The organism is Loktanella sp. F6476L (assembly GCF_023015725.1).
Classification (GTDB): Bacteria; Pseudomonadota; Alphaproteobacteria; order Rhodobacterales; family Rhodobacteraceae; genus Yoonia.
In genome coordinates this window covers 365,139-384,761 of record NZ_JALKAR010000002.1, presented here as the reverse complement: position 1 = coordinate 384,761, position 19,623 = coordinate 365,139, and the positions used below count along the sequence as shown (strand labels likewise).

18 protein-coding genes are annotated in these 19,623 nt (G+C 56.4%); 15 read left to right on the top strand and 3 right to left on the bottom strand.

Annotation, left to right across the window (positions count from 1 at the left end; all coding sequences use genetic code 11):
• Positions 1-185 precede the first annotated feature (185 nt).
• The 11 genes from MWU61_RS07175 to MWU61_RS07125 all read left to right on the top strand — a co-directional run bounded on the left by MWU61_RS07175 (position 186) and on the right by MWU61_RS07125 (position 12,666).
• The gene (locus tag MWU61_RS07175; RefSeq protein WP_247127606.1) at positions 186-1,535 is read left to right on the top strand and encodes a xanthine dehydrogenase small subunit; all 1,350 of its coding nucleotides are present in this window, start codon (positions 186-188) and stop codon (positions 1,533-1,535) included.
• A complete protein-coding gene (gene xdhB / locus MWU61_RS07170) occupies positions 1,532-3,928 on the top strand; it encodes a xanthine dehydrogenase molybdopterin binding subunit (protein ID WP_247127605.1) in 2,397 nt (798 codons plus the stop codon). Before MWU61_RS07175 ends, xdhB begins: the two co-directional genes overlap by 4 nt.
• A complete protein-coding gene (gene xdhC / locus MWU61_RS07165; RefSeq protein WP_247127604.1) occupies positions 3,921-4,673 on the top strand; it encodes a xanthine dehydrogenase accessory protein XdhC in 753 nt (250 codons plus the stop codon). The genes xdhB and xdhC overlap by 8 nt, the downstream gene beginning before the upstream one ends.
• On the top strand, positions 4,670-6,193 hold the full coding sequence (locus MWU61_RS07160) for an ABC transporter ATP-binding protein (RefSeq protein ID WP_247127603.1): 1,524 nt from the start codon (positions 4,670-4,672) through the stop codon (positions 6,191-6,193). Before xdhC ends, MWU61_RS07160 begins: the two co-directional genes overlap by 4 nt.
• 42 nt (positions 6,194-6,235) lie before the next feature.
• A complete protein-coding gene (locus MWU61_RS07155) occupies positions 6,236-7,318 on the top strand; it encodes an ABC transporter permease (protein WP_247127602.1) in 1,083 nt (360 codons plus the stop codon).
• Positions 7,318-7,638: a hypothetical protein gene (locus tag MWU61_RS07150; protein ID WP_247127601.1), complete on the top strand. Its 321-nt coding sequence runs from the start codon at positions 7,318-7,320 to the stop codon at positions 7,636-7,638. Before MWU61_RS07155 ends, MWU61_RS07150 begins: the two co-directional genes overlap by 1 nt.
• Complete coding sequence (locus MWU61_RS07145) at positions 7,638-8,552, top strand: ABC transporter permease (protein ID WP_247127600.1); 915 nt, start codon at positions 7,638-7,640, stop codon at positions 8,550-8,552. Before MWU61_RS07150 ends, MWU61_RS07145 begins: the two co-directional genes overlap by 1 nt.
• 36 nt (positions 8,553-8,588) lie before the next feature.
• Positions 8,589-9,668 carry a BMP family ABC transporter substrate-binding protein gene (locus tag MWU61_RS07140; RefSeq protein ID WP_247127599.1) on the top strand — a complete coding sequence of 360 codons (1,080 nt, stop codon included), beginning with the start codon at positions 8,589-8,591 and terminating at the stop codon, positions 9,666-9,668.
• Between the two features lie 122 nt (positions 9,669-9,790).
• Positions 9,791-10,636 carry a hypothetical protein gene (locus MWU61_RS07135; protein WP_247127598.1) on the top strand — a complete coding sequence of 282 codons (846 nt, stop codon included), beginning with the start codon at positions 9,791-9,793 and terminating at the stop codon, positions 10,634-10,636.
• Positions 10,637-10,663: 27 nt separating this feature from the next.
• Positions 10,664-11,596 carry an aldo/keto reductase gene (locus MWU61_RS07130; protein ID WP_247127597.1) on the top strand — a complete coding sequence of 311 codons (933 nt, stop codon included), beginning with the start codon at positions 10,664-10,666 and terminating at the stop codon, positions 11,594-11,596.
• Entirely contained in the window at positions 11,593-12,666 is a 1,074-nt protein-coding gene (locus MWU61_RS07125; protein ID WP_247127596.1) for an FAD-dependent oxidoreductase, read from the top strand. The genes MWU61_RS07130 and MWU61_RS07125 overlap by 4 nt, the downstream gene beginning before the upstream one ends.
• A gap of 6 nt (positions 12,667-12,672) precedes the next feature.
• On the opposite strand, the gene MWU61_RS07120 is transcribed toward MWU61_RS07125, so the two are convergent.
• On the bottom strand, positions 12,673-12,861 hold the full coding sequence (locus MWU61_RS07120) for a hypothetical protein (protein WP_247127595.1): 189 nt from the start codon (positions 12,859-12,861) through the stop codon (positions 12,673-12,675).
• A gap of 59 nt (positions 12,862-12,920) precedes the next feature.
• Positions 12,921-13,124 carry a SlyX family protein gene (locus MWU61_RS07115; RefSeq protein ID WP_247127594.1) on the bottom strand — a complete coding sequence of 68 codons (204 nt, stop codon included), beginning with the start codon at positions 13,122-13,124 and terminating at the stop codon, positions 12,921-12,923.
• A gap of 112 nt (positions 13,125-13,236) precedes the next feature.
• Between MWU61_RS07115 and hisS the strand changes: the two genes are divergently transcribed.
• From hisS to hisG, 3 genes are read left to right on the top strand one after another with little or no spacing between them, the layout of a single operon-like run.
• Entirely contained in the window at positions 13,237-14,718 is a 1,482-nt protein-coding gene (gene hisS / locus MWU61_RS07110) for a histidine--tRNA ligase (RefSeq protein ID WP_247127593.1), read from the top strand.
• An 8-nt stretch (positions 14,719-14,726) separates the two neighbouring features.
• A complete protein-coding gene (locus tag MWU61_RS07105) occupies positions 14,727-15,788 on the top strand; it encodes an ATP phosphoribosyltransferase regulatory subunit (RefSeq protein ID WP_247127592.1) in 1,062 nt (353 codons plus the stop codon).
• The gene (gene hisG, locus MWU61_RS07100) at positions 15,782-16,471 is read left to right on the top strand and encodes an ATP phosphoribosyltransferase (RefSeq protein ID WP_247127591.1); all 690 of its coding nucleotides are present in this window, start codon (positions 15,782-15,784) and stop codon (positions 16,469-16,471) included. The genes MWU61_RS07105 and hisG overlap by 7 nt, the downstream gene beginning before the upstream one ends.
• 72 nt (positions 16,472-16,543) lie before the next feature.
• Here the strand turns inward: hisG and MWU61_RS07095 are convergent, their stop codons facing one another.
• Positions 16,544-16,975, bottom strand: a complete 432-nt coding sequence (locus tag MWU61_RS07095; RefSeq protein ID WP_247127590.1) for a DUF1489 domain-containing protein — start codon at positions 16,973-16,975, stop codon at positions 16,544-16,546.
• A gap of 236 nt (positions 16,976-17,211) precedes the next feature.
• Here MWU61_RS07095 and MWU61_RS07090 point away from each other — a divergent pair, with 236 nt between their 5' ends.
• Positions 17,212-19,488 carry an adenosylcobalamin-dependent ribonucleoside-diphosphate reductase gene (locus MWU61_RS07090; protein ID WP_247127589.1) on the top strand — a complete coding sequence of 759 codons (2,277 nt, stop codon included), beginning with the start codon at positions 17,212-17,214 and terminating at the stop codon, positions 19,486-19,488.
• Positions 19,489-19,623 lie beyond the last annotated feature (135 nt).

Here is a 19,623-nt window from a genome sequence, read left to right as displayed (position 1 = left end):
GATTGATTTTTGGGCATTTGCTCGCGAAATTCGCATTTAACCTGTGGTCAGCCCCGCGTTTATCCTTGCCAAACGTCGATAGGCGGGCTTTGATCGGTCCAACCCAAGGGGGCAGACGCGTCTACGCCGCATCGACGCTGTGCCAGATCCTACGATGACTTTGGTAAGGCGGCAGGTTTTACATCATGAAAGTTGCGTTTTCTCTGAACGGAGAAGCGATCAGCGTTGAGGCCGCGCCGACGGTCACACTGCTTGATTGGTTGCGCGAGGACCAAGGTCTTTGTGGCACCAAAGAGGGCTGCAATGAAGGCGACTGTGGCGCTTGCACTGTTATGGTCACGGACGCGGATGGCGCACGGGCGCTCAACGCTTGTATCCTTTTCATGCCGCAGTTGGACGGCAAAGCGGTCCGCACGGTGGAAGGGTTGGCGAGCCCCGATGGTGAATTGCATCCTGTTCAACAGGCAATGGTAGACCACCACGGATCGCAATGCGGGTTCTGTACACCCGGCTTTGTGATGAGCATGGCAACTGCCCATCGCAATGGTCGCGCGGATCATGATGATCAGCTCGCGGGTAATTTGTGTCGTTGTACGGGCTACGCTCCGATCATTCGCGCGGCGAAAGCGGCAGCCGAGCAGCCTGTTCCAGTTTGGGTCAAAGACACGGCTGGTACCACGGCGAAAGCGCCCGACATCAGCCTGACCGATTTCGCGGCATGGTACGCTGATAACCCAGATGCGACGCTGGTCGCTGGTGCCACGGACGTGGGGTTGTGGGTGACAAAGCAGCTGCGCGAACTGGATCAGGTCGGGTTTATCGGGCGTTGTCCGGAACTGCGCCAGATCACACGCCACGCCGATCGCGTGACTTTTGGTGCGGGCGTCACGATGACGGAAGTTTTGGAAACGATCCGAGATGATTACCCGTCTTACGCTGAAATGATCCGTCGCTACGGATCGGTGCAGGTGCGTAATGCGGCGACGATTGGGGGCAACATCGCGAACGGGTCTCCGATTGGCGATAACCCACATGCGTTGATCGCACTGGGTGCAACGCTTCACCTGCAACTGCGGGACGTGACCCGTGATCTGCCGATTGAGGACTTCTTTATCGACTATGGGAAGCAAGATCGCGCGGCGGGCGAACTTGTCACAGGTGTGACCCTGCCGTTGGGCGAAGACGCGTTGCGCTGCTACAAGCTGTCGAAACGGTTTGATCAGGATATCTCTGCGGTGTGTGGTGCGTTCAACATCGTTGTCAAAGATGGCGTAGTCGCATCAGCGCGGATCGCCTTTGGGGGCATGGCGGGCACCCCGAAACGGGCCGCGATGGTTGAAACGGCGTTGGTGAACCAGCCATGGAACGCGAGTACCGTGGAAGCCGCTGCCGCAAAATTCGGAGAAGACTATACCCCGATGACGGACATGCGTGCCTCTGCCGACTATCGCCTGACCGCTGCGCAAAACATGCTGCGCCGCTACTTTGCAGAGACTACTGGTGCCGCCACCAATGTTTTGGAGGTCCAGCCATGAGCGTTACAAAATCACTGCCCCATGACGCGGCCAAACTGCATGTGACCGGGGCGGCCCGTTACATCGACGATATTCCTACACCTACAGGGACGCTGCATCTGGCGTTTGGCATGTCTGGTGTGGCGTGCGGGACAATCACCGATCTGAATTTAGACAAGGTGCGCGCGGCAGAAGGTGTCGTGGCTGTCCTCACTGCCGATGACCTGCCTTTTGCGAACGATGTGTCCCCATCGGCACATGACGAACCGCTACTGGCGACGGGGCAGGTGCATTATCTTGGTCAGCCCATATTTATGGTCGTGGCGAAATCGCACCTTTTGGCACGCAAAGCGGCGCGTCTTGGTGATGTGGCGATCGACGCGGGCACACCGATTTTGACGATTGAAGACGCGCAGGCCGCCGACAGCCGTTTCGAGGATGGGCCGCGTATCTGGCGCAAAGGCGATGTTGATGCTGCTCTGACCGCGGCGACCCACCGCGTGCAAGGCACCATCGACATGGGTGGGCAGGAACATTTCTATCTTGAAGGCCAAGCCGCACTTGCTTTGCCGCAAGATGATGGCGAGATGGTTGTGCATTCTTCCACGCAGCACCCGACTGAAATCCAGCATAAGGTCGCTGAAGCGCTGGGCGTTTCTATGCATGATGTTCGGTGCGAAGTACGCCGCATGGGCGGTGGTTTTGGCGGCAAGGAAAGTCAGGGCAACGCGTTAGCTGTGGGCTGTGCTGTCGCGGCGCGGCTGACGGGCAAGCACTGCAAGATGCGGTATGACCGCGACGACGACATGATGATCACCGGTAAACGGCATGACTTTCGGATTGATTACGATGCGGGATTTGATGCTGACGGACGGTTAACGGGCGTTGATTTTACGCAGGCCACGCGGTGTGGCTGGGCGCTTGATCTGTCGATCCCGGTGGCGGATCGCGCGATGTTGCATGCTGATAATGCTTACCACCTGCCTGCCGCACGGATCACGTCGCACCGCTATAAAACTAATACCCAATCTGCGACGGCCTATCGCGGATTCGGTGGCCCGCAGGGTGTCTTGGGGATTGAACGGGTGATGGATCATATCGCCGATACACTGGACCTTGATCCTGTGATCGTGCGCCAACGAAATTACTATACCGAGATGAAGCGAGATGTGCCTGCGGCACCTGGGGGGCTGCCTGCCACCAACAGCCCCGAAGGTATTTCGGACCAAAAGAAGGGGCGCGGCGTGCCATTTGGTGGCGCGCATTCCCCGAAACCTGTCTTGCAGACTACGCCCTACGGCATGGAGGTGAAGGATTTCATTCTGCATGGGATGACGGACGCATTGTTGGAAAGCGCGGACTATGCGGCGCGGCGTGCCGCGATTGACCAGTTCAATGCCGAGAACAGTGTTTTGAAGCGTGGCATTGCTTTTTCACCGGTGAAATTCGGGATTTCGTTTACGTTGACCCATTTGAACCAAGCCGGTGCGCTGGTGCATGTGTATCAAGACGGGTCGATCCGGATGAACCATGGTGGCACCGAGATGGGGCAGGGGCTTTTTCAAAAAGTGGCCCAAGTTGCCGCGTCCCGCTTTGGCGTCGATGTGGATGTAGTGAAAATCACGGCGACGGATACGGGGAAGGTTCCGAATACATCCGCGACTGCCGCGTCATCTGGGACCGATCTGAACGGGATGGCTGTGCAGATTGCCTGCGATACGATCCGTGACCGGATTGCTGACTGTGTGGCTGGGGTGCATGGGGTTGAGGTCGCAGATGTGGTGTTTGCAGACGGTCAGGTGCGTGCGGGCGATGTGGTCATGACCTTCGCAGAGGCTGCGACGCTGGCTTATACTAACCGTGTCAGCCTTTCGGCGACGGGGTATTACAAAACGCCGGAGCTGGAATGGGACCGGATCAAGGGCCAAGGGCGGCCGTTCTTTTACTTTGCGCATGGCTGTGCCGTGACCGAGGTCGTCATCGACACGCTGACAGGCGAAAACCGGATTCTGCGGGCCGATGTGCTGCATGATGCGGGCGCGTCGCTAAACCCTGATTTGGACATTGGACAGGTGGAAGGCGGTTATGTGCAAGGGGCCGGGTGGCTGACGACGGAAGAGCTTGTCTGGGACGGGAAAGGCCGGCTGCGCACCCATGCGCCTGCGACCTATAAAATTCCCGCCTGTTCGGATCGCCCTGATATTTTCAACGTCGCACTTTGGGACCAACCAAACCCTGCGCAAACCGTGTATCGGTCAAAAGCCGTGGGTGAACCGCCATTTATGTTAGGGATTTCTGCGTTCTTGGCGCTGTCCAACGCTGTGTCTGCCTGTGGTGATGCCTATCCGGCATTGGATGCGCCTGCGACGGCAGAAACCGTCTTGGCCGCCGTGAACCGTGTGCGCAATGGCTGATCGCGACCAAATCACCGTCAGTGTTGTACGGGTCCAAGGGTCCGCACCACGCGATGTGGGCACGATTATGCGTGTCGATGCGCAGGGTCAGGACGGCACGATTGGTGGCGGGGCACTTGAATATGAAGCGGCCGCGATTGCGCGCGAGATGTTGGCGGGTGATGCGCAACATATGCATCGGGTAATGCCGTTGGGGCCTGATCTAGGGCAATGTTGCGGGGGAACCGTGACGCTACATTTTGATCGCGGAGCCGTCGACGCTAAGCTGACAGCGCCTCCGCTTTGGATTTGGGGTGGTGGTCATGTGGGTCGTGCGATTGCGCAAGTCATGGCCCCGTTTCAGGATCGTGCAATCACTGTTGTAGATACAACTGCAGACCGGATGCCTGACGATCTGCCACGTGCGGTGTCGCCCTTGGTGGCCGCTGATCCGCTACGGGTTGTAGGTTTGGCGCCTGCAGATGCGGATCATCTGATCCTGACCTATTCGCACGACATTGATCTGGCCCTATGCGACGCGCTTCTGCGGCGTGATTTTGGAAGCGTCGGCTTGATCGGATCCGACACGAAATGGGCGCGGTTTCGCAAGCGCCTGCACGGCATGGGGCATGGAGTTGAACAGGTTGCACGTATTGCGTGCCCTATCGGCGATCCAAGCCTTGGAAAACACCCCCAAGCGATTGCACTTGGCGTCGCAACTGCGATGTTGACCGAACACCGCGTGAAAGAGGAGCGCACCGGATGAGTGACATTTTGCTATCGCTGAAGGGCCTAACAAAGGCCTATCCCGGTGTCGTTGCGAACAGTGACGTATCTTTTGATATTGAGCGTGGCGAAATCCATGCACTGTTGGGCGAAAACGGTGCGGGTAAATCGACGCTCGTGAAAACGATTTATGGCTTGGTGAAACCTGACACGGGCACGATGACGCTGAACGGGGCTGCCTTTACGCCTGCGGAACCGCGTGCGGCGCGTGCTTCGGGTGTCGCGATGGTATTTCAGCATTTTTCACTGTTTGACGCGATGAACGTGGCTGAAAACATCGCGCTGGGCATGGAAAACCCGCCACCACAACGTGAAATCGCGGCGCGTGTCCGCGAAGTATCTGAGAAATACGGCCTGCCGCTCGATCCAAGTCGGATTGTGGGCGAATTGTCTGCAGGTGAACGCCAACGCGTTGAGATCATTCGCTGTCTTTTGCAGGATCCGAAGCTGTTGATCATGGATGAACCGACGTCGGTGCTGACCCCGCAAGAGGTTGATATCTTGTTTGAAACGCTGCGCAAGCTGTCGGCGGAAGGCACTGCGATCCTTTATATCTCGCATAAGCTGGAAGAAATCCGCGCCCTGTGTGATCGCGCTACCGTGCTGCGTTTGGGCGCAGTTGTGGGTGATTGCATTCCGCGTGACACATCGGCACGCGACATGGCTGAACTGATGGTGGGTGCGAAACTGAAGGTCCCAACAAAGGCTGATCGCGCTGTTGGGCGTGGTATTCTAGTGCTGAACGGATTGTCCGCACCGGCACCGCATCAATTCGGGACGCCACTGCGCGACATCAATCTGCGCGTACGTGCAGGCGAGGTGATGGGGATCGGCGGTGTAGCTGGCAACGGTCAAGATGAACTCATCGCGGCGCTGTCCGGGGAAATGCGCACTGCTGCCGGCATGGTGATGTTGGATGATGCGCCGATTGGTAAACTTGGGCCAAATGCACGGCGTAAGCGCGGGCTGTCCGTTGCCCCTGAAGAACGCAACGGTCATGCGGCGGCCGGCGATATGTCTTTGATTGAAAACGCTGTTCTGACAGGCGCTGTGCGCCAAGACTTAACGGCACGCGGGTTTTTAAGATGGGGCAGGGCACGTGCTTTTGCGGAAAAGGTCATCGGTGATTTTGATGTGCGGACACCTGACGCCGTGAATACGGCAGGGTCATTGTCCGGCGGGAATTTACAGAAATTTGTCATTGGGCGCGAGATTTTGCAGGCCCCTGACGTGTTGGTTGTGAACCAGCCGACTTGGGGTGTCGATGCCGCCGCTGCAGCCGCGATCCGGCAGGCGTTGCTGGATATGGCGGCGAACGGCGCTGCAGTTGTTGTGATTTCGCAAGACTTGGACGAGCTGATGGAAATATCCGATCATTTCGCGGCATTGAACGAAGGGCGGTTGTCTGAACCGCGTCCTGCGAACGGGCTAACGGTTGAAGAAATCGGTTTGATGCTCGGTGGAGCGCACGACATGGAGGTGGCGCATGTTGACGCGTAACGCAGTGATTTATTTGGAACGGATGAAACTGGGGGCGCGGCCATGATCATGCTTGAAAAGCGACCGCAACCGTCGCGGGGATGGACGTTTGCCACACCCGTTTTGGCCGTTGTTTTGACTATGATTGTAGGGGGCGCATTGTTTGCGGTCCTTGGCAATGATCCGATTGAAACGATCCGTGTGATCTTCTTTGATCCGTTATTCTCTGAATTCGCTTGGTATTACCGCCCGCAATTGCTGGTGAAAGGCGCGCCATTGGTGCTGATCGCCATTGGGTTGTCGTTCGGGTTTCGGGCCGGTGTGTGGAATATCGGGGCAGAGGGCCAGTATATCGTCGGCGCGATTTGCGGCGCTGCGGTTGGGCTGGCCATGTATCCAGCCGAAAGCATCTTGATCTTCCCTGCGATGGTGATCGCGGGGGCATTGGGCGGGATGCTGTGGGCGATGATCCCGGGCATCTTGCGGGTTAAATTTGGCACAAACGAGATTTTGGTGTCGCTGATGTTGGTCTATGTGGCCGAGCAATTGCTGGCGTCGATGGCGCTTGGCGCGTTGCGCAACCCTGACGGGATGGGCTTCCCCGGATCGCGGAACCTTGCGCAATATCCATCGGCAGCGAACCTCGAATTGATCAGCGGGTCAGGCATGCATTGGGGCGTTGTGGCAGCGTTGATCGCTGTGATTTTTGCCTATGTCATGCTGTCCCGCCATATCTTTGGGTTTCAGGTTAAACTGTCAGGGCTTGCCCCGCGCGCTGCTGCATTTTCCGGCGTAAACCCAAGCCGCTTGATTCTGATTTGTATGGCAATTTCAGGCGGGCTTGCCGGATTGGCTGGATTGTTTGAAGTTGCGGGACCTGCTGGCCAGATCAGCATCGATTTCAACGTGGGCTACGGTTTTACCGCGATCATTGTTGCGTTCCTTGGCCGTTTGCATCCAGTGGGAATTCTGCTGGCGGGTGGTTTGATGGCGTTGACATATATCGGTGGCGAAATCGCGCAAAGCCAGTTGGGCCTACCTGGTGCGGCGATCCAATTGCTGCAAGGGATGCTGTTGTTCTTCCTGCTGGCCGTGGATGTGCTGACACATTACCGCGTCCGATTTGGTAAACGGGAGGTCGCGTAATGAACACTTTTCTGATGAGTGTGGTCGGCGTGACCATATGCTTAATTTTGCCGGGTTTCTTAGTCGTCTTGAATGAAGTGGGGACAGCTCGTTTAGGGGGGCAGATCGGAGTTTATCAATTATTGATTATCGCGGTTTTGATAAATTCGTTAGTGGTTGGGTTCTTCATCGCAAGACTGCGAAAGGTTCATGTAGTTAGCGGCGAAAGCTCAGGGAACCTTGGCGGGCTACGCGTCTGCCTATATGTTGCCAACTTGTTTGGGATAGCGCTGATGAATAACCCGGCTTTGCAGCATATTCTGCGCGGGGGATTAGCGTAATGGATCTGTCATCTATCAACCCGATCCTTTTGCTGGCCTCGCTTATGGTCGCTGCTACCCCGATTTTGCTCGCAGCGATTGGGGAACTTGTTGTCGAACGTTCCGGTGTGCTGAACTTGGGTGTTGAAGGTATGATGATCACGGGTGCGGTCTGTGGATTTATCGTCGCCGTGAACACTGGATCACCATGGCTTGGGTTTATTGGCGCTGCCATTGGTGGCGCCATTTTGGCGATGCTCTTTGGCTTTCTGACACAGTATCTTTTGTCGAACCAAGTGGCGACGGGCCTCGCGCTGACGCTGTTCGGTTTGGGGCTGAGTGCCCTGATGGGGCAGGGGTATATCGGGATAAAAGCACCTAGCTTTCCAGATTGGCATATTCCGCTGTTGGGCGACATTCCGGTGATCGGTCCGATCGTGTTTCAGCATGATCCGATGGTCTACGTGGGCCTGCTGATCGTGCTTGGGGTCTGGGCTTTTCTCACCTTTAGCCGTTCGGGATTGATCCTGCGGGCGGTGGGTGAAAACCATGATGCGGCCCATGCTTTGGGATACAAGGTCAAACGTGTGCGGATGCTAGCGATCATGTTCGGCGGGGCCTGTGCTGGTCTTGGCGGCGCGTACCTCAGCCTTGTCCGTGTCCCGCAGTGGACCGAAGGGATGACCGCTGGTGCGGGCTGGATTGCATTGGCGATTGTTGTCTTTGCCAGTTGGAAACCGGGGCGTCTTTTGCTGGGTGCTTATTTGTTCGGCGGGGTGACTGTTTTGCAGCTGAACCTGCAAGCCGCTGGCATGGCCATTCCGGTCGAATATCTTTCAATGTCGCCATATCTGGCAACCATTGTGGTTCTGGTTATTATGCGTGCTGGACGCGCACCCGGATCACTGGGCCGAATCTTTCACGCCTCGCGATAGAGGCATACGATCAAGACCACCAACAGGGGAAAAACAATGATCAAATCACTTATGACGGGGGCCACGCTGGCCCTTGGGATGGCGACAGCCGCCCATGCCGAAGACCCAACAAAAGTCGGCTTTGTCTACGTTGGCCCAGTGGGCGACGGCGGCTGGACATACGAACACAACGTTGGCCGTTTGGCGGTTGAAGAACACTTCGGCGATGCGGTTGAAACCGTCTTCGTGGAAAGCGTTCCAGAAGGCCCGGACGCAGAGCGCGTGATGACACAGATGGCGCTGGACGGCGCTGACCTGATCTTCACGACATCCTTTGGTTACATGGATCCGACCATCAACGTCGCTGCCAAATTCCCAGACGTGAAGTTTGAGCACGCAACTGGTTACAAACAGGCAGACAACGTGTCCGTTTATTCTGCACGTTTCTATGAAGGTCGCGCAGTTCAAGGCCACATTGCGGGTCATATGACTGAAAGCAACATCGTAGGTTACATCGCGTCCTTCCCAATTCCAGAAGTGATCCGTGGCATTAACTCTGCCTACCTGCACGCCAAAGAGGTAAACCCTGACGTCGAATTCAAAATCGTGTGGGCTTACACATGGTTTGACCCTGCGAAAGAAGCGGAAGCAGCCACCGTTCTGATCGAACAAGGCGCTGATGTTGTTCTGCAGCACACCGATTCCACAGCACCACAAGCCGCCGCACAAGCCGCTGGTAACGTTGTGACATTCGGGCAGGCGTCCGACATGGCCGAATTTGGTCCGTTCCCACGCGTATCATCCATCATTGACAACTGGTCCCCATACTACATCGCCCGCACACAGGCGGTCATGGACGGCACATGGGAAAGCACCAGCACATGGGACGGTATCGCACCGGGCATGGTTGGTATCGGTGAAATCACTGACGCAGTTCCTGCGGACGTGAAAGCATCTGCGGAAGCCATGGTCGAAGCAATGCGCGCAGGCGACTACCACCCGTTCACAGGCCCGATCAACAAGCAAGACGGGTCTGCTTGGTTGGCTGAAGGCGAAGTCGCGTCCGACTACGGCGACGATGGTCTTGCGGGCATGAACTTCTACGTTGAAGGCATTGTGGGCGACGTTCCACAGTAAAACAGTTGCATCGCGACATAATTTTGGGGCCTCTGCAGGAATGCGGGGGCCCTTTTTGCGTGACATTGCGTGTGTGATCGTTAGCGTTGCAATCGTAAATTGTAGCTTAAGAGGTAATGATCATGGGCCGTATTCACACAGACCCAAGTCCAACGGCATTGGCGCAGTCCGGGATTTTGCGTGATGCGTTGGTCGCGCACAGTAAAGCGCGGATGCGGTTTTTCTTTTTGTACATGTATAGCTACCGGATGCTGATGCATGTATTGCAGATCCCAAGTGATCAATGGCCGCAATATGTGAGTATTAAGGCGACCCATCAGTTTAACACAGGCGCCCGCCGCGATAGCGATTGGGACCTGAGTTTCCAAAAGGATGACGTCGGCATCCTTGATCATTCGGCCAGCCTGTTTCGCAGGATTGATGCCGCCCATTTTTGCAATCTTGGCCTTGCGCCGTCGCTTGCAACATTATGCACGCGTTCTGGTGATCCGCGTGCCGTGGCCATTTACGAAACGCTGACAATGATCAGTGCTGCGACCCGATTTATGCCGCAACGGATCAATATTGGACCTGACCGCGTGGTCGATACAGCCCATGGTGTGCTGTGCCGTGAAATGCTGACGAATATGGCCAATGGGGCCGCTGCGATCAGCCCTTCGGCCTTTGCACGCTACAAAAACTACGTGTCCGGCAAGATGACAGCATATGCCGAAAGTCAGACCCAGCAAGAAAACTTTGCGGTTGCCGAGGCGACGCTCATCTACGTTGCGACATGGGGAGAAACCGTCGCACCGACAGAACTACGCCAAAACGGCAACGCGAAGAAGGTGATCAACACGCGCGAAACCCATTTTGCGGAAATCTGGTCGTCGGTTTCACGTGGTGCCCATCAGGATTTCGTAGCCTACGGTTTTGATCGTGATGATGGGGCGTCGTTGTCGATGATCCTGTCAAATATGGTGTCATAACGGTCAAAGACGCGCTACGATTGCGAAATGACCCAGCTTGATACTGCCAACGGCACCCCGCTTTCCCGCCTGACATTTGGAACCATGCAGTTTGGCGGGAACGCTGATGCAACGGCATCCCGCGCGATGTTCGATGCGGCATTTGACGCGGGCATCAACCATTTTGACACGGCTGTTGGTTACACGGGCGGGCAGTCTGAAACGCTGCTTGGCCCGATGGTCGCGGAAAAACGTGACGACATCTATCTTGCGACCAAGGTGGCGTATAAGGGCGGTGCTGGCCGCGCCAATATCCTCGACCATTTCGCAACCTGCCAACGTCAGTTGCAGTTGGACGCGGTCGATCTGTTGTACCTCCACCGGTTCGATGATGACACGCCGCTGGAAGAAACGTTCGCGACGATGGCCGAACTTCAACAGTCGGGCAAAATCCGCCATATCGGCGTGTCGAATTACGCAGCTTGGCAGGTGATGAAAGCACAGGCAATTTGTGCGACGCTGGGCACCAAGATTGACGTTATCCAACCGATGTATTCACTCGTCAAACGCCAGTCCGAGGTCGAAATTTTCCCGATGTCCGTTGATCAGGGGATCAAAATCGTTCCTTATTCGCCGCTGGGTGGCGGATTACTGACGGGCAAATATGCCGCTGGCGAAACGGGGCGTCTGACCGACGACGCCATGTACAAAAAACGGTATAGCGTGGATTGGATGCATGAATGCGCAAAGGCGCTTTCGGACATTGCGGCTGAACTGGGGACGCACCCCGCGACCCTTGCCGTGGCTTGGGCGGCAAAACATGCTGCAAACCCGTCGCCAATCATTTCCGCGCGATCAACAGAACAATTGGGGCCATCATTGGCGGCTGAAGGCTTTGCGATGTATGCAACGCTGTACGACCGGATCACGGCGCTATCGGTTAGCCCTGCACCGGCCACGGATCGGCTTGAAGAGGCATGATCGATTTTCTTGTGATTGGCGGCGGGATCGCGGGCCTGTCCGTGGCGGCACGGCTTGCCATCCACGGAAAAGTCACGGTTCTGGAAGCTGAGAATTCGGTTGGCCATCATGCCTCTGGCCGGTCGGCGGCGCTGTTCGAAGAAAATTACGGCAATGCGGCAGTGAAGGCGCTGAACAAGGCCAGCACTAAGTACCACAAGACGGCTCATGGCGGTGTGCTGTCGCCCCGCGGATTGATGCTTGTGGGGCGGACTGGCGAAGAGGCGGCGTTCGCGGACGACGTTCAAAACATGCATTTGACCGAGATCACCGTGACAGATGCCGCAGGGATGATCCCGATTCTTGATACAAACGTCCTGACGCATGCTGCGTATGACGCGGGCGCATTGGATATTGATACCGATTTGCTGTCGCAGAACTTCGCGCGCGATCTGCGTGCGCACCGCGGGACCATCGTCACAAATGCTGCCGTGACAAGTATATCGCGCACGGACCATGGCTGGCAGGTTTACGCGGGCGAGATGTATGATGCCAAAGTGATCATTAACGCGGCTGGCGCGTGGGTGGACCAGATTGCAGCAATGGCGGACATTTCTCCGTTGGTATTCCAACCATACAAACGATCCATGGCCCGCATACCTGCGCCGGGCGGGCATGATGTGTCGGACTGGCCGATGGTTTTTGGCGTAAACGAAGCATGGTACGCGAAACCGGACGCAGGCGCATTGATCGTATCACCGGCGGACGAAGAACCGGCTGAACCGCATGATGCATGGGCGGATGATATGGTACTGGCCGAAGGGTTGGACCGCTATAGCCAACAGGTGACCGAACCTGTGACACGCCTTTTAGCATCTTGGGCCGGTTTGCGGACTTTTGCGCCGGATCGGGCATTGGTATTGGGGCCGTCGACACAAGACGACAGTTTTATCTGGTGTGCAGGGCAGGGTGGCTACGGGTTCGCAACCGCACCGGCTGCCAGTAAATTGGTGTCGGATTCGATAGCAGGTAAGCCGTCAGAGCTTGGGGCGGACATCGTCGCGGCGCTCAGCCCATCGCGCTTTACTTAACCCTAATCATTCCAAACCGGGCAGGTCGACGATCATGTCTTCGCCTGTATTGAGCTGATCATTAATGAACATATCAGTCGTGTATGCATAAATTCCGATTGCAACAATTGCGGTCAAAACCGTCAGAACGATTGCACTGACCGCATCAATGGGTTGGACGATTCTATCGGACGTGTCGCAGTCTGTATGTGCCACTGTTGTCTCCATGCTTGGAATAGCAGGACAACTTTGCAGCAGCAGATTGGTTCCGTGGTTTACCAGTGCGGCGGGCGTTGATCGGCCAATGGTACGCTACTGCCAGCGTCCATTTCGCGGCCTGCTTCGCGTTCCATCAGCATCGCCAAACGGCGAGTCGCCAAGGCGAGTTCGTTTTCCTGACGCGCCACGATATCCGACAGGTCTTCGACCGTCTTCGTGAGGTGGGCGATCTGTTCTTCTAGGTGTGTCACGTCTGTCATATTCGTCGCCTATCACGCCCGCAGAGCGCTGCAAAGCCAATGCGCATTGCCCCAACTGGCAGTCCGCGTTAAACGGCAGGCGCAATTAAGCGAAAAACCCATAGGACCCGAAATGGCCAAGATGAAAAAAGCACCCAAGCCAAAGGCGCAAACCCCAAAAGGGTTCCGCGACTATTTTGGCGCTGAGGTGACCAAGCGCACTGAAATGCTTAATCAGATCGCTGGCGTCTACCATCATTACGGGTTTGATGCGCTGGAAACATCTGCTGTTGAAACGGTCGAAGCATTGGGCAAATTCCTACCCGACGTGGACCGCCCGAACGAAGGTGTGTTTGCGTGGGAAGAAGACGGCGATTGGCTCGCGCTGCGTTATGACATGACCGCCCCGTTGGCACGTGTTTACGCGCAATTCCGCAATGACCTGCCGTCGCCTTATCGGCGTTACGCAATGGGGCCAGTATGGCGGAACGAAAAGCCCGGACCGGGCCGTTTTCGCCAGTTTTATCAATGTGATGCGGATACCGTTGGTGCGCCAAGCGTGGCGGCTGATGCAGAGATTTGTGCGATGCTGTCTGACACTTTGGAAACCGTGGGCATCGACCGCGGCGACTACATCGTGCGGGTCAATAACCGCAAAGTCTTGAATGGCGTGATGGAAGTTGCAGGCCTGTCCGGCGACGATAAAGAAGCCGAACGCGGCATCGTGCTGCGCGCGATTGATAAGCTTGACCGACTTGGTGATGACGGCGTGCGTGCCCTACTTGGCGAAGGCCGTAAGGACGAAAGCGGCGACTTTACCAAAGGTGCTGGTCTTGGCGCAGAACAAGCTGAGATTGTGATGGGCTTCATGTCCGCCAAACGCGATACAGGTGCCGCCACAGTGGCGCGTTTGAACGAATTGGTGATCGGCTCCAAGATCGGCGCTGATGGTGTCAATGAATTGGAAACTATCGCTGAACTGCTGGACGCCCAAGGCTACGGCGCAAACCGGATCGAGATTGATCCAAGCGTTGTGCGTGGCCTTGGCTACTACACTGGTCCTGTCTACGAGGCGGAACTGACGTTCGAAGTTACCGATGAAAAAGGCCGCCCGCGCAACTTTGGGTCTGTTTCTGGAGGTGGTCGTTATGATGATCTCGTGAAGCGTTTTACCGGGCAGGAAGTCCCTGCAACAGGTGTCTCTATCGGCGTAGATCGCTTGCTCGCCGCACTTGATGCGAAGGGGCGTTTGTCCAAGGCGTCGGTCGGCCCTGTCGTCGTGACTGTCATGGATAAAACCCGCATGGCCGATTATCAGGCGATGGTTGCGGAATTGCGCAACAATGGCATTCGGGCCGAGGTGTATCTTGGCAACCCGAAGAACTTCGGCAACCAGTTGAAATACGCAGATGCACGCCAGTCGCCGATTGCGGTGATTGCGGGTGGCGACGAATTCGACAGCGGTGTCGTGCAGATCAAGGACCTGATCCTTGGTGCTGAGATCGCGAAGAACGCGACGCTTGAAGAATGGAAAGACCGTCCTTCGCAGTACGAGGTCGCCCGCGGTGATCTGGTCGCAAAAGTCCGCGAAATTCTGGCGGGGCAAGCAAAGTGACCACAGCCATGATCAAAGGTGAGGCCGCCCGTATTTCGGCGGTGTTTCAGGCTGCGGGGGCAGAACCAGTCGAGGCCGCGATCCTGCAACCTGCTGATGTTTTGCTGGACCTTTACGGCGAAGACATCCGTGGTCGCGCCTATGTGACGAACGATCCGGTGCAGGGCGAAATGATGCTGCGGCCTGATTTCACCGTGCCTGTCGTGCAAATGCATATGCAAAGCCACGCGGACCCTGCGCGCTATACCTACGCAGGCCCCGTATTCCGGAAACAGGACGAAGACCCGCGCCGTGCGCGTGAATATACGCAGGTCGGGTTCGAGGTGTTCGATGGTCAAAATCCGGCCGCTGCCGATGCAGAGGTGTTTGCGACGGTGAAAACGGCACTTGCCGATGCGCCAGTGCGGGCAGCGACTGGCGACATCGGTTTGCTCAAAGCAGCAGTCGCAGGGCTGCAAACGACAGAAGCGCGTAAAGCGGCATTGATGCGTCATATTTGGCGGCCTAAGCGATTCAAATCTTTACTCGATCGGTTCGGCGGACGTATTGCCGCTCCCGCCAAACGCGTTGCGCTGCTTAGTGCCAGTGACCCGTTTGCGGATGCAGGCCCCGAGGTCGGTGTGCGGTCGCGCGGCGAAGTTCAGCAGCGGATCGACGCCTTGCGTGCTGATGCAGCGGCGGCACCGATTTCGAACGAAGAAATCAGTGTGATTGAATCCCTTCTGAACCTGAGCGAAACAGCCCCACATATCCTGTCTGCACTGTACGATATCGCGGTCGACATGCCTGCGATTGATACGGCTGTGAAAACCTACGAAGCGCGCCTTGATGCGATGGCCGAGCGCGGCGTTGATGTTGATGCGTTGGCCTTTGAAGGCAGCTATGGGCGCACGTCACTGGAATATTACGATGGCTTCGTCTTCGGGTTCTACGGAGTGAAAGACAACAGGCCGGTGGCCACAGGCGGGCGCTACGATGCGCTGACCCAAGTGTTAGGCGATGGGCGTGCCGTGCCTGCCGTTGGTGCCGTCATCCGTCCTGATCTACTGCTGGAGGTCCGCCAATGTTGAAGCTGGGCGTGCCGTCTAAAGGGCGGCTGATGGAAAAGACGTTTGACTGGTTTGGCGCGCGCGGCGTGACGCTGCGCAAGTCTGGGTCAGATCGTGAATATGCAGGCGCGGTTGACGGGATCGACGGGGTGGAACTGGTCTTGCTGTCCGCAGGTGAAATTCCGCGTGAATTGGCTGCGGGCAACATCCACCTTGGTGTCACCGGATCTGATCTGGTCCGCGAGAAATTAGCGCTTTGGGATAGCCAAGTGGCCGAACTTGCGTTGATGGGCTTTGGTGGTGCTGATTTGATTATCGCAGTTCCGCAGGGCTGGGTTGATGTGGATACTTTAGATGATTTGGACGCGGCGGCGGCTGCATTTCGTCAAAATCACGGGATGCGTTTGCGGATTGCGACGAAGTATCACCGACTTGTCCGTGAATTTCTGCGCGAAAAAGGCGTGGCCGATTACAGGCTCGTTGATAGCCAAGGCGCGACCGAAGGCGTGGTCAAGAACGAAACGGCTGAGGCGATTGCGGATATCACATCCACGGGCGAGACGTTGCGGGCGAACGGTCTGAAGATCCTCGACGACGGGCTCATTCACGCGTCTCAGGCGACGCTGTTCCGAGGCACGCGGCGTGACTGGTCCGATGACCAAAGGGCGACGTTGAAACGGCTGGTGGCATTGCTCGACATTTGAATGTGTGGCGGCGGGCAGGGTGGGGGCCAGCCCCCACACCCCCGGGATATTTAAGACCAAAAGAAAAGCGGCCTAGCGGACACCAATCGCGGCGAGCGCTTCGCTAAGGGCGGCGGGCAGCGGTTCTTCGTCGTCGCGCCCTTCTGGCAGGTCGATTGGGGCGTCTTCCGGTGTGAGATACCGCCAGCCCTGAAACGCCCGACGCGGGGTTGCAGCCACTCGGATCAGCGGATTGTCACAGACAATCGCGCACCGCCGGATACCGTCAGCAGAGTTATATTCATCAAGGCGAACAATTTCCTGCCGCGCGAGGATGACACCCTTGATGACCCAGTAAATCGAGCCGCCATTCAGGATTTCCGATTCGCGCTTTGGCCACATACGGGTAACGTGCTGTGGGTAACCATCATCCGATTGCGCCCGCCGCGTAGCTTGCCATGCTGCCAGACCTGCGACATCTTCGGTGCCGACGGATAGCTTAATAAGGTTAACAGTTTTACTCACGTGCCGTCCCCAATTGCGTTCCCTGTCGTAGTGCGTGATATAGGTGACTTCAAGAAAAGAATTCACCATATTTGGTAATTTTTCAGATTGCGAACACCATATCTTGATGTATGACTGCCGCAATAACAAAGCGTCCCTTGTGGCGCTGAGCAGCGTAATACCCGTTTTCATCTTGTGAGAATCCACTTAGTGTGGATGTCTCCCTTTGCCAGCCGTTGTCACGAAAGGTTCTGACCATGTCCCGTTTTACCGCCCCAATCGCCGAACAAATTTGGGACATGAAATACCGTTTTAAACAGGCGGATGGCACCCCGATTGATAACACGGTCGAGGATTCATGGTCCCGCATCGCCGGTGCGCTTGCGAGCGTCGAAAAGGATCCGAAGGCGTGGGAGCCGAAATTTTACGAAGCCCTAGAAGACTTTAAGTACCTGCCAGCTGGCCGGATCACTGCAGGTGCGGGCACTGCCCGTTCTGTGACGTTGTTCAACTGCTTTGTCATGGGCACGGTGCCGGACAGCATGGGCGGTATTTTCGACATGCTGAAAGAAGCTGCACTTACCATGCAGCAGGGCGGTGGCATCGGTTACGACTTTTCTACGATTCGTCCGAAAGGCGCGTTGGTCGAAGGTGTGGCAGCGGACGCATCTGGCCCGCTGTCCTTCATGGATGTTTGGGATGCGATGTGCCGGACGATCATGTCTGCGGGGTCCCGTCGTGGTGCGATGATGGCCACGATGCGCTGCGACCACCCTGATGTTGAGGATTTCATCACTGCAAAATCCGACGCTGCCCGTTTGCGGATGTTCAACATGTCCGTTCTGATCACTGATCCGTTCATGGATGCGGTGAAGGCCGACAAACCGTGGGATTTGGTCTTTAACGGCCAGACCTACAAAACTGTTCAGGCGCGTGAATTGTGGGATGCGATTATGCAATCCACCTACGATTACGCTGAACCGGGCGTCATCTTCATCGACCGGATCAACAAGGCCAACAACCTGTCCTACTGCGAAACTATCGCAGCGACGAACCCATGCGGTGAACAACCTTTGCCGCCGTATGGCGCGTGTTTGCTCGGGTCCATCAACATGGCCCGTTTGGTGAAAGACCCGTTTGGTGACGCGCCTGAAATGGACGAAGCGTTGATGATCGACCTAGTCGCGACGGCCGTGCGGATGATGGATAACGTGGTGGACGCGTCGAAATTCCCACTGGAACAGCAGGCACAAGAAGCCGCCGCCAAGCGCCGCATCGGTCTTGGTGTCACAGGTCTTGCTGATGCGTTGCTGATGGTTGGCCTGCGCTATGGATCGGAAGAGGCGGCAGCCCAAACCGACAAATGGATGCACGCGATCGCACGGGCCGCTTATCTGGCCTCGGTCGATTTGGCGAAAGAAAAGGGCGCGTTCCCGCTGTTCGATGCGGACAAATTCCTTGCGTCCGGTGCGATGCAGGACATGGATGACGACGTGCGCGACGCGATCCGCGAACACGGTATCCGCAACGCTTTGCTGACGTCGATTGCGCCAACTGGTACAATTTCACTGTACGCGGGTAACGTGTCATCGGGCATCGAACCTGTCTTCGCCTACGCCTATACGCGCAAGGTTTTGCAAAAAGATGGCAGCCGTACAGAAGAAGAAGTCGTTGATTACGCTGTGCAATTGTGGCGCGAATTGAAAGGTGACGCAGAATTGCCCGACTATTTCGTCAACGCCCAAACGCTCGCCCCACTGGATCACGTGCGCATGCAAGCCGCAGCTCAGAAATGGATCGACTCGTCGATTTCCAAGACGATCAACTGCCCAGAAGATATCAGCTTTGATGATTTCAAAGAGGTCTACATGGCGGCATGGGATCAAGGTTGTAAGGGCTGCACAACATACCGTCCAAATGATGTGACTGGCTCGGTTCTGTCTGTGTCCGAAGACAGCAAAGAAGCACCCGTTCAGGTTAGCACGGACGGAGAAAAGGCCGAGGTTGTGTATCTTGCCGAACCGTTGGACCGCCCGCAAGAACTCGATGGTGCGACCTACAAACTGAAATGGCCTGATTCCGAACACGCGATCTACATTACTGTGAACGATCTGATCGTCGCAGGGCACCGTCGTCCGTTCGAGGTCTTCATCAACTCGAAGAACATGGAACACTTCGCGTGGACTGTGGCGCTGACACGCATGATCTCTGCTGTGTTCCGGCGCGGCGGTGACGTGTCGTTCGTGGTTGAAGAACTGAAAGCGGTGTTCGATCCGCGCGGCGGTGCATGGATGCAGGGCAAATACGTGCCGTCCATCTTGGCAGCCATCGGCGGCGTGATCGAAAAGCATATGATTGCAACGGGTTTTTTGGCCGGCGAAGGGATGGGCCTGAAGTCAGACCCACAAGCAGACGTCGTAGCGCTGAACAACGCGCCAAAAGGTAAGGCCTGTTCATCCTGCGGCGGCTACGAGCTGCGCATGGTCGAAGGCTGCATGACGTGCGGATCATGCGGCTACTCCAAATGCGGCTAAGCTAGGTTGTCGCGCTTGTGGATATGCCCATGAATATTGCAATTTGGCCCTAGCGGGTGCCGATCTGTACTCATAAATTTGCCATTGGCTAAATTCTTTCCAAGAACTGAATTTAGCCAATGTGCCAATTCTACT

Excerpts from the sequence above, each read along its gene's own strand:
- MWU61_RS07160 (WP_247127603.1), top strand. The coding sequence starts at position 4,670 with ATGAGTGACATTTTGCTATCGCTGAAGGGCCTAACAAAGGCCTATCCC.
- MWU61_RS07135 (WP_247127598.1), top strand. The coding sequence starts at position 9,791 with ATGGGCCGTATTCACACAGACCCAAGTCCAACGGCATTGGCGCAGTCC.
- xdhC (WP_247127604.1), top strand. The coding sequence starts at position 3,921 with ATGGCTGATCGCGACCAAATCACCGTCAGTGTTGTACGGGTCCAAGGG.
- MWU61_RS07150 (WP_247127601.1), top strand. The coding sequence starts at position 7,318 with ATGAACACTTTTCTGATGAGTGTGGTCGGCGTGACCATATGCTTAATT.
- MWU61_RS07090 (WP_247127589.1), top strand. The coding sequence starts at position 17,212 with ATGTCCCGTTTTACCGCCCCAATCGCCGAACAAATTTGGGACATGAAA.
- MWU61_RS07145 (WP_247127600.1), top strand. The coding sequence starts at position 7,638 with ATGGATCTGTCATCTATCAACCCGATCCTTTTGCTGGCCTCGCTTATG.
- MWU61_RS07175 (WP_247127606.1), top strand. The coding sequence starts at position 186 with ATGAAAGTTGCGTTTTCTCTGAACGGAGAAGCGATCAGCGTTGAGGCC.
- MWU61_RS07155 (WP_247127602.1), top strand. The coding sequence starts at position 6,236 with ATGATCATGCTTGAAAAGCGACCGCAACCGTCGCGGGGATGGACGTTT.
- MWU61_RS07140 (WP_247127599.1), top strand. The coding sequence starts at position 8,589 with ATGATCAAATCACTTATGACGGGGGCCACGCTGGCCCTTGGGATGGCG.
- MWU61_RS07105 (WP_247127592.1), top strand. The coding sequence starts at position 14,727 with ATGATCAAAGGTGAGGCCGCCCGTATTTCGGCGGTGTTTCAGGCTGCG.
- MWU61_RS07130 (WP_247127597.1), top strand. The coding sequence starts at position 10,664 with ATGACCCAGCTTGATACTGCCAACGGCACCCCGCTTTCCCGCCTGACA.
- hisG (WP_247127591.1), top strand. The coding sequence starts at position 15,782 with ATGTTGAAGCTGGGCGTGCCGTCTAAAGGGCGGCTGATGGAAAAGACG.
- xdhB (WP_247127605.1), top strand. The coding sequence starts at position 1,532 with ATGAGCGTTACAAAATCACTGCCCCATGACGCGGCCAAACTGCATGTG.
- MWU61_RS07115 (WP_247127594.1), bottom strand. The coding sequence starts at position 13,124 with ATGACAGACGTGACACACCTAGAAGAACAGATCGCCCACCTCACGAAG.
- hisS (WP_247127593.1), top strand. The coding sequence starts at position 13,237 with ATGGCCAAGATGAAAAAAGCACCCAAGCCAAAGGCGCAAACCCCAAAA.
- MWU61_RS07125 (WP_247127596.1), top strand. The coding sequence starts at position 11,593 with ATGATCGATTTTCTTGTGATTGGCGGCGGGATCGCGGGCCTGTCCGTG.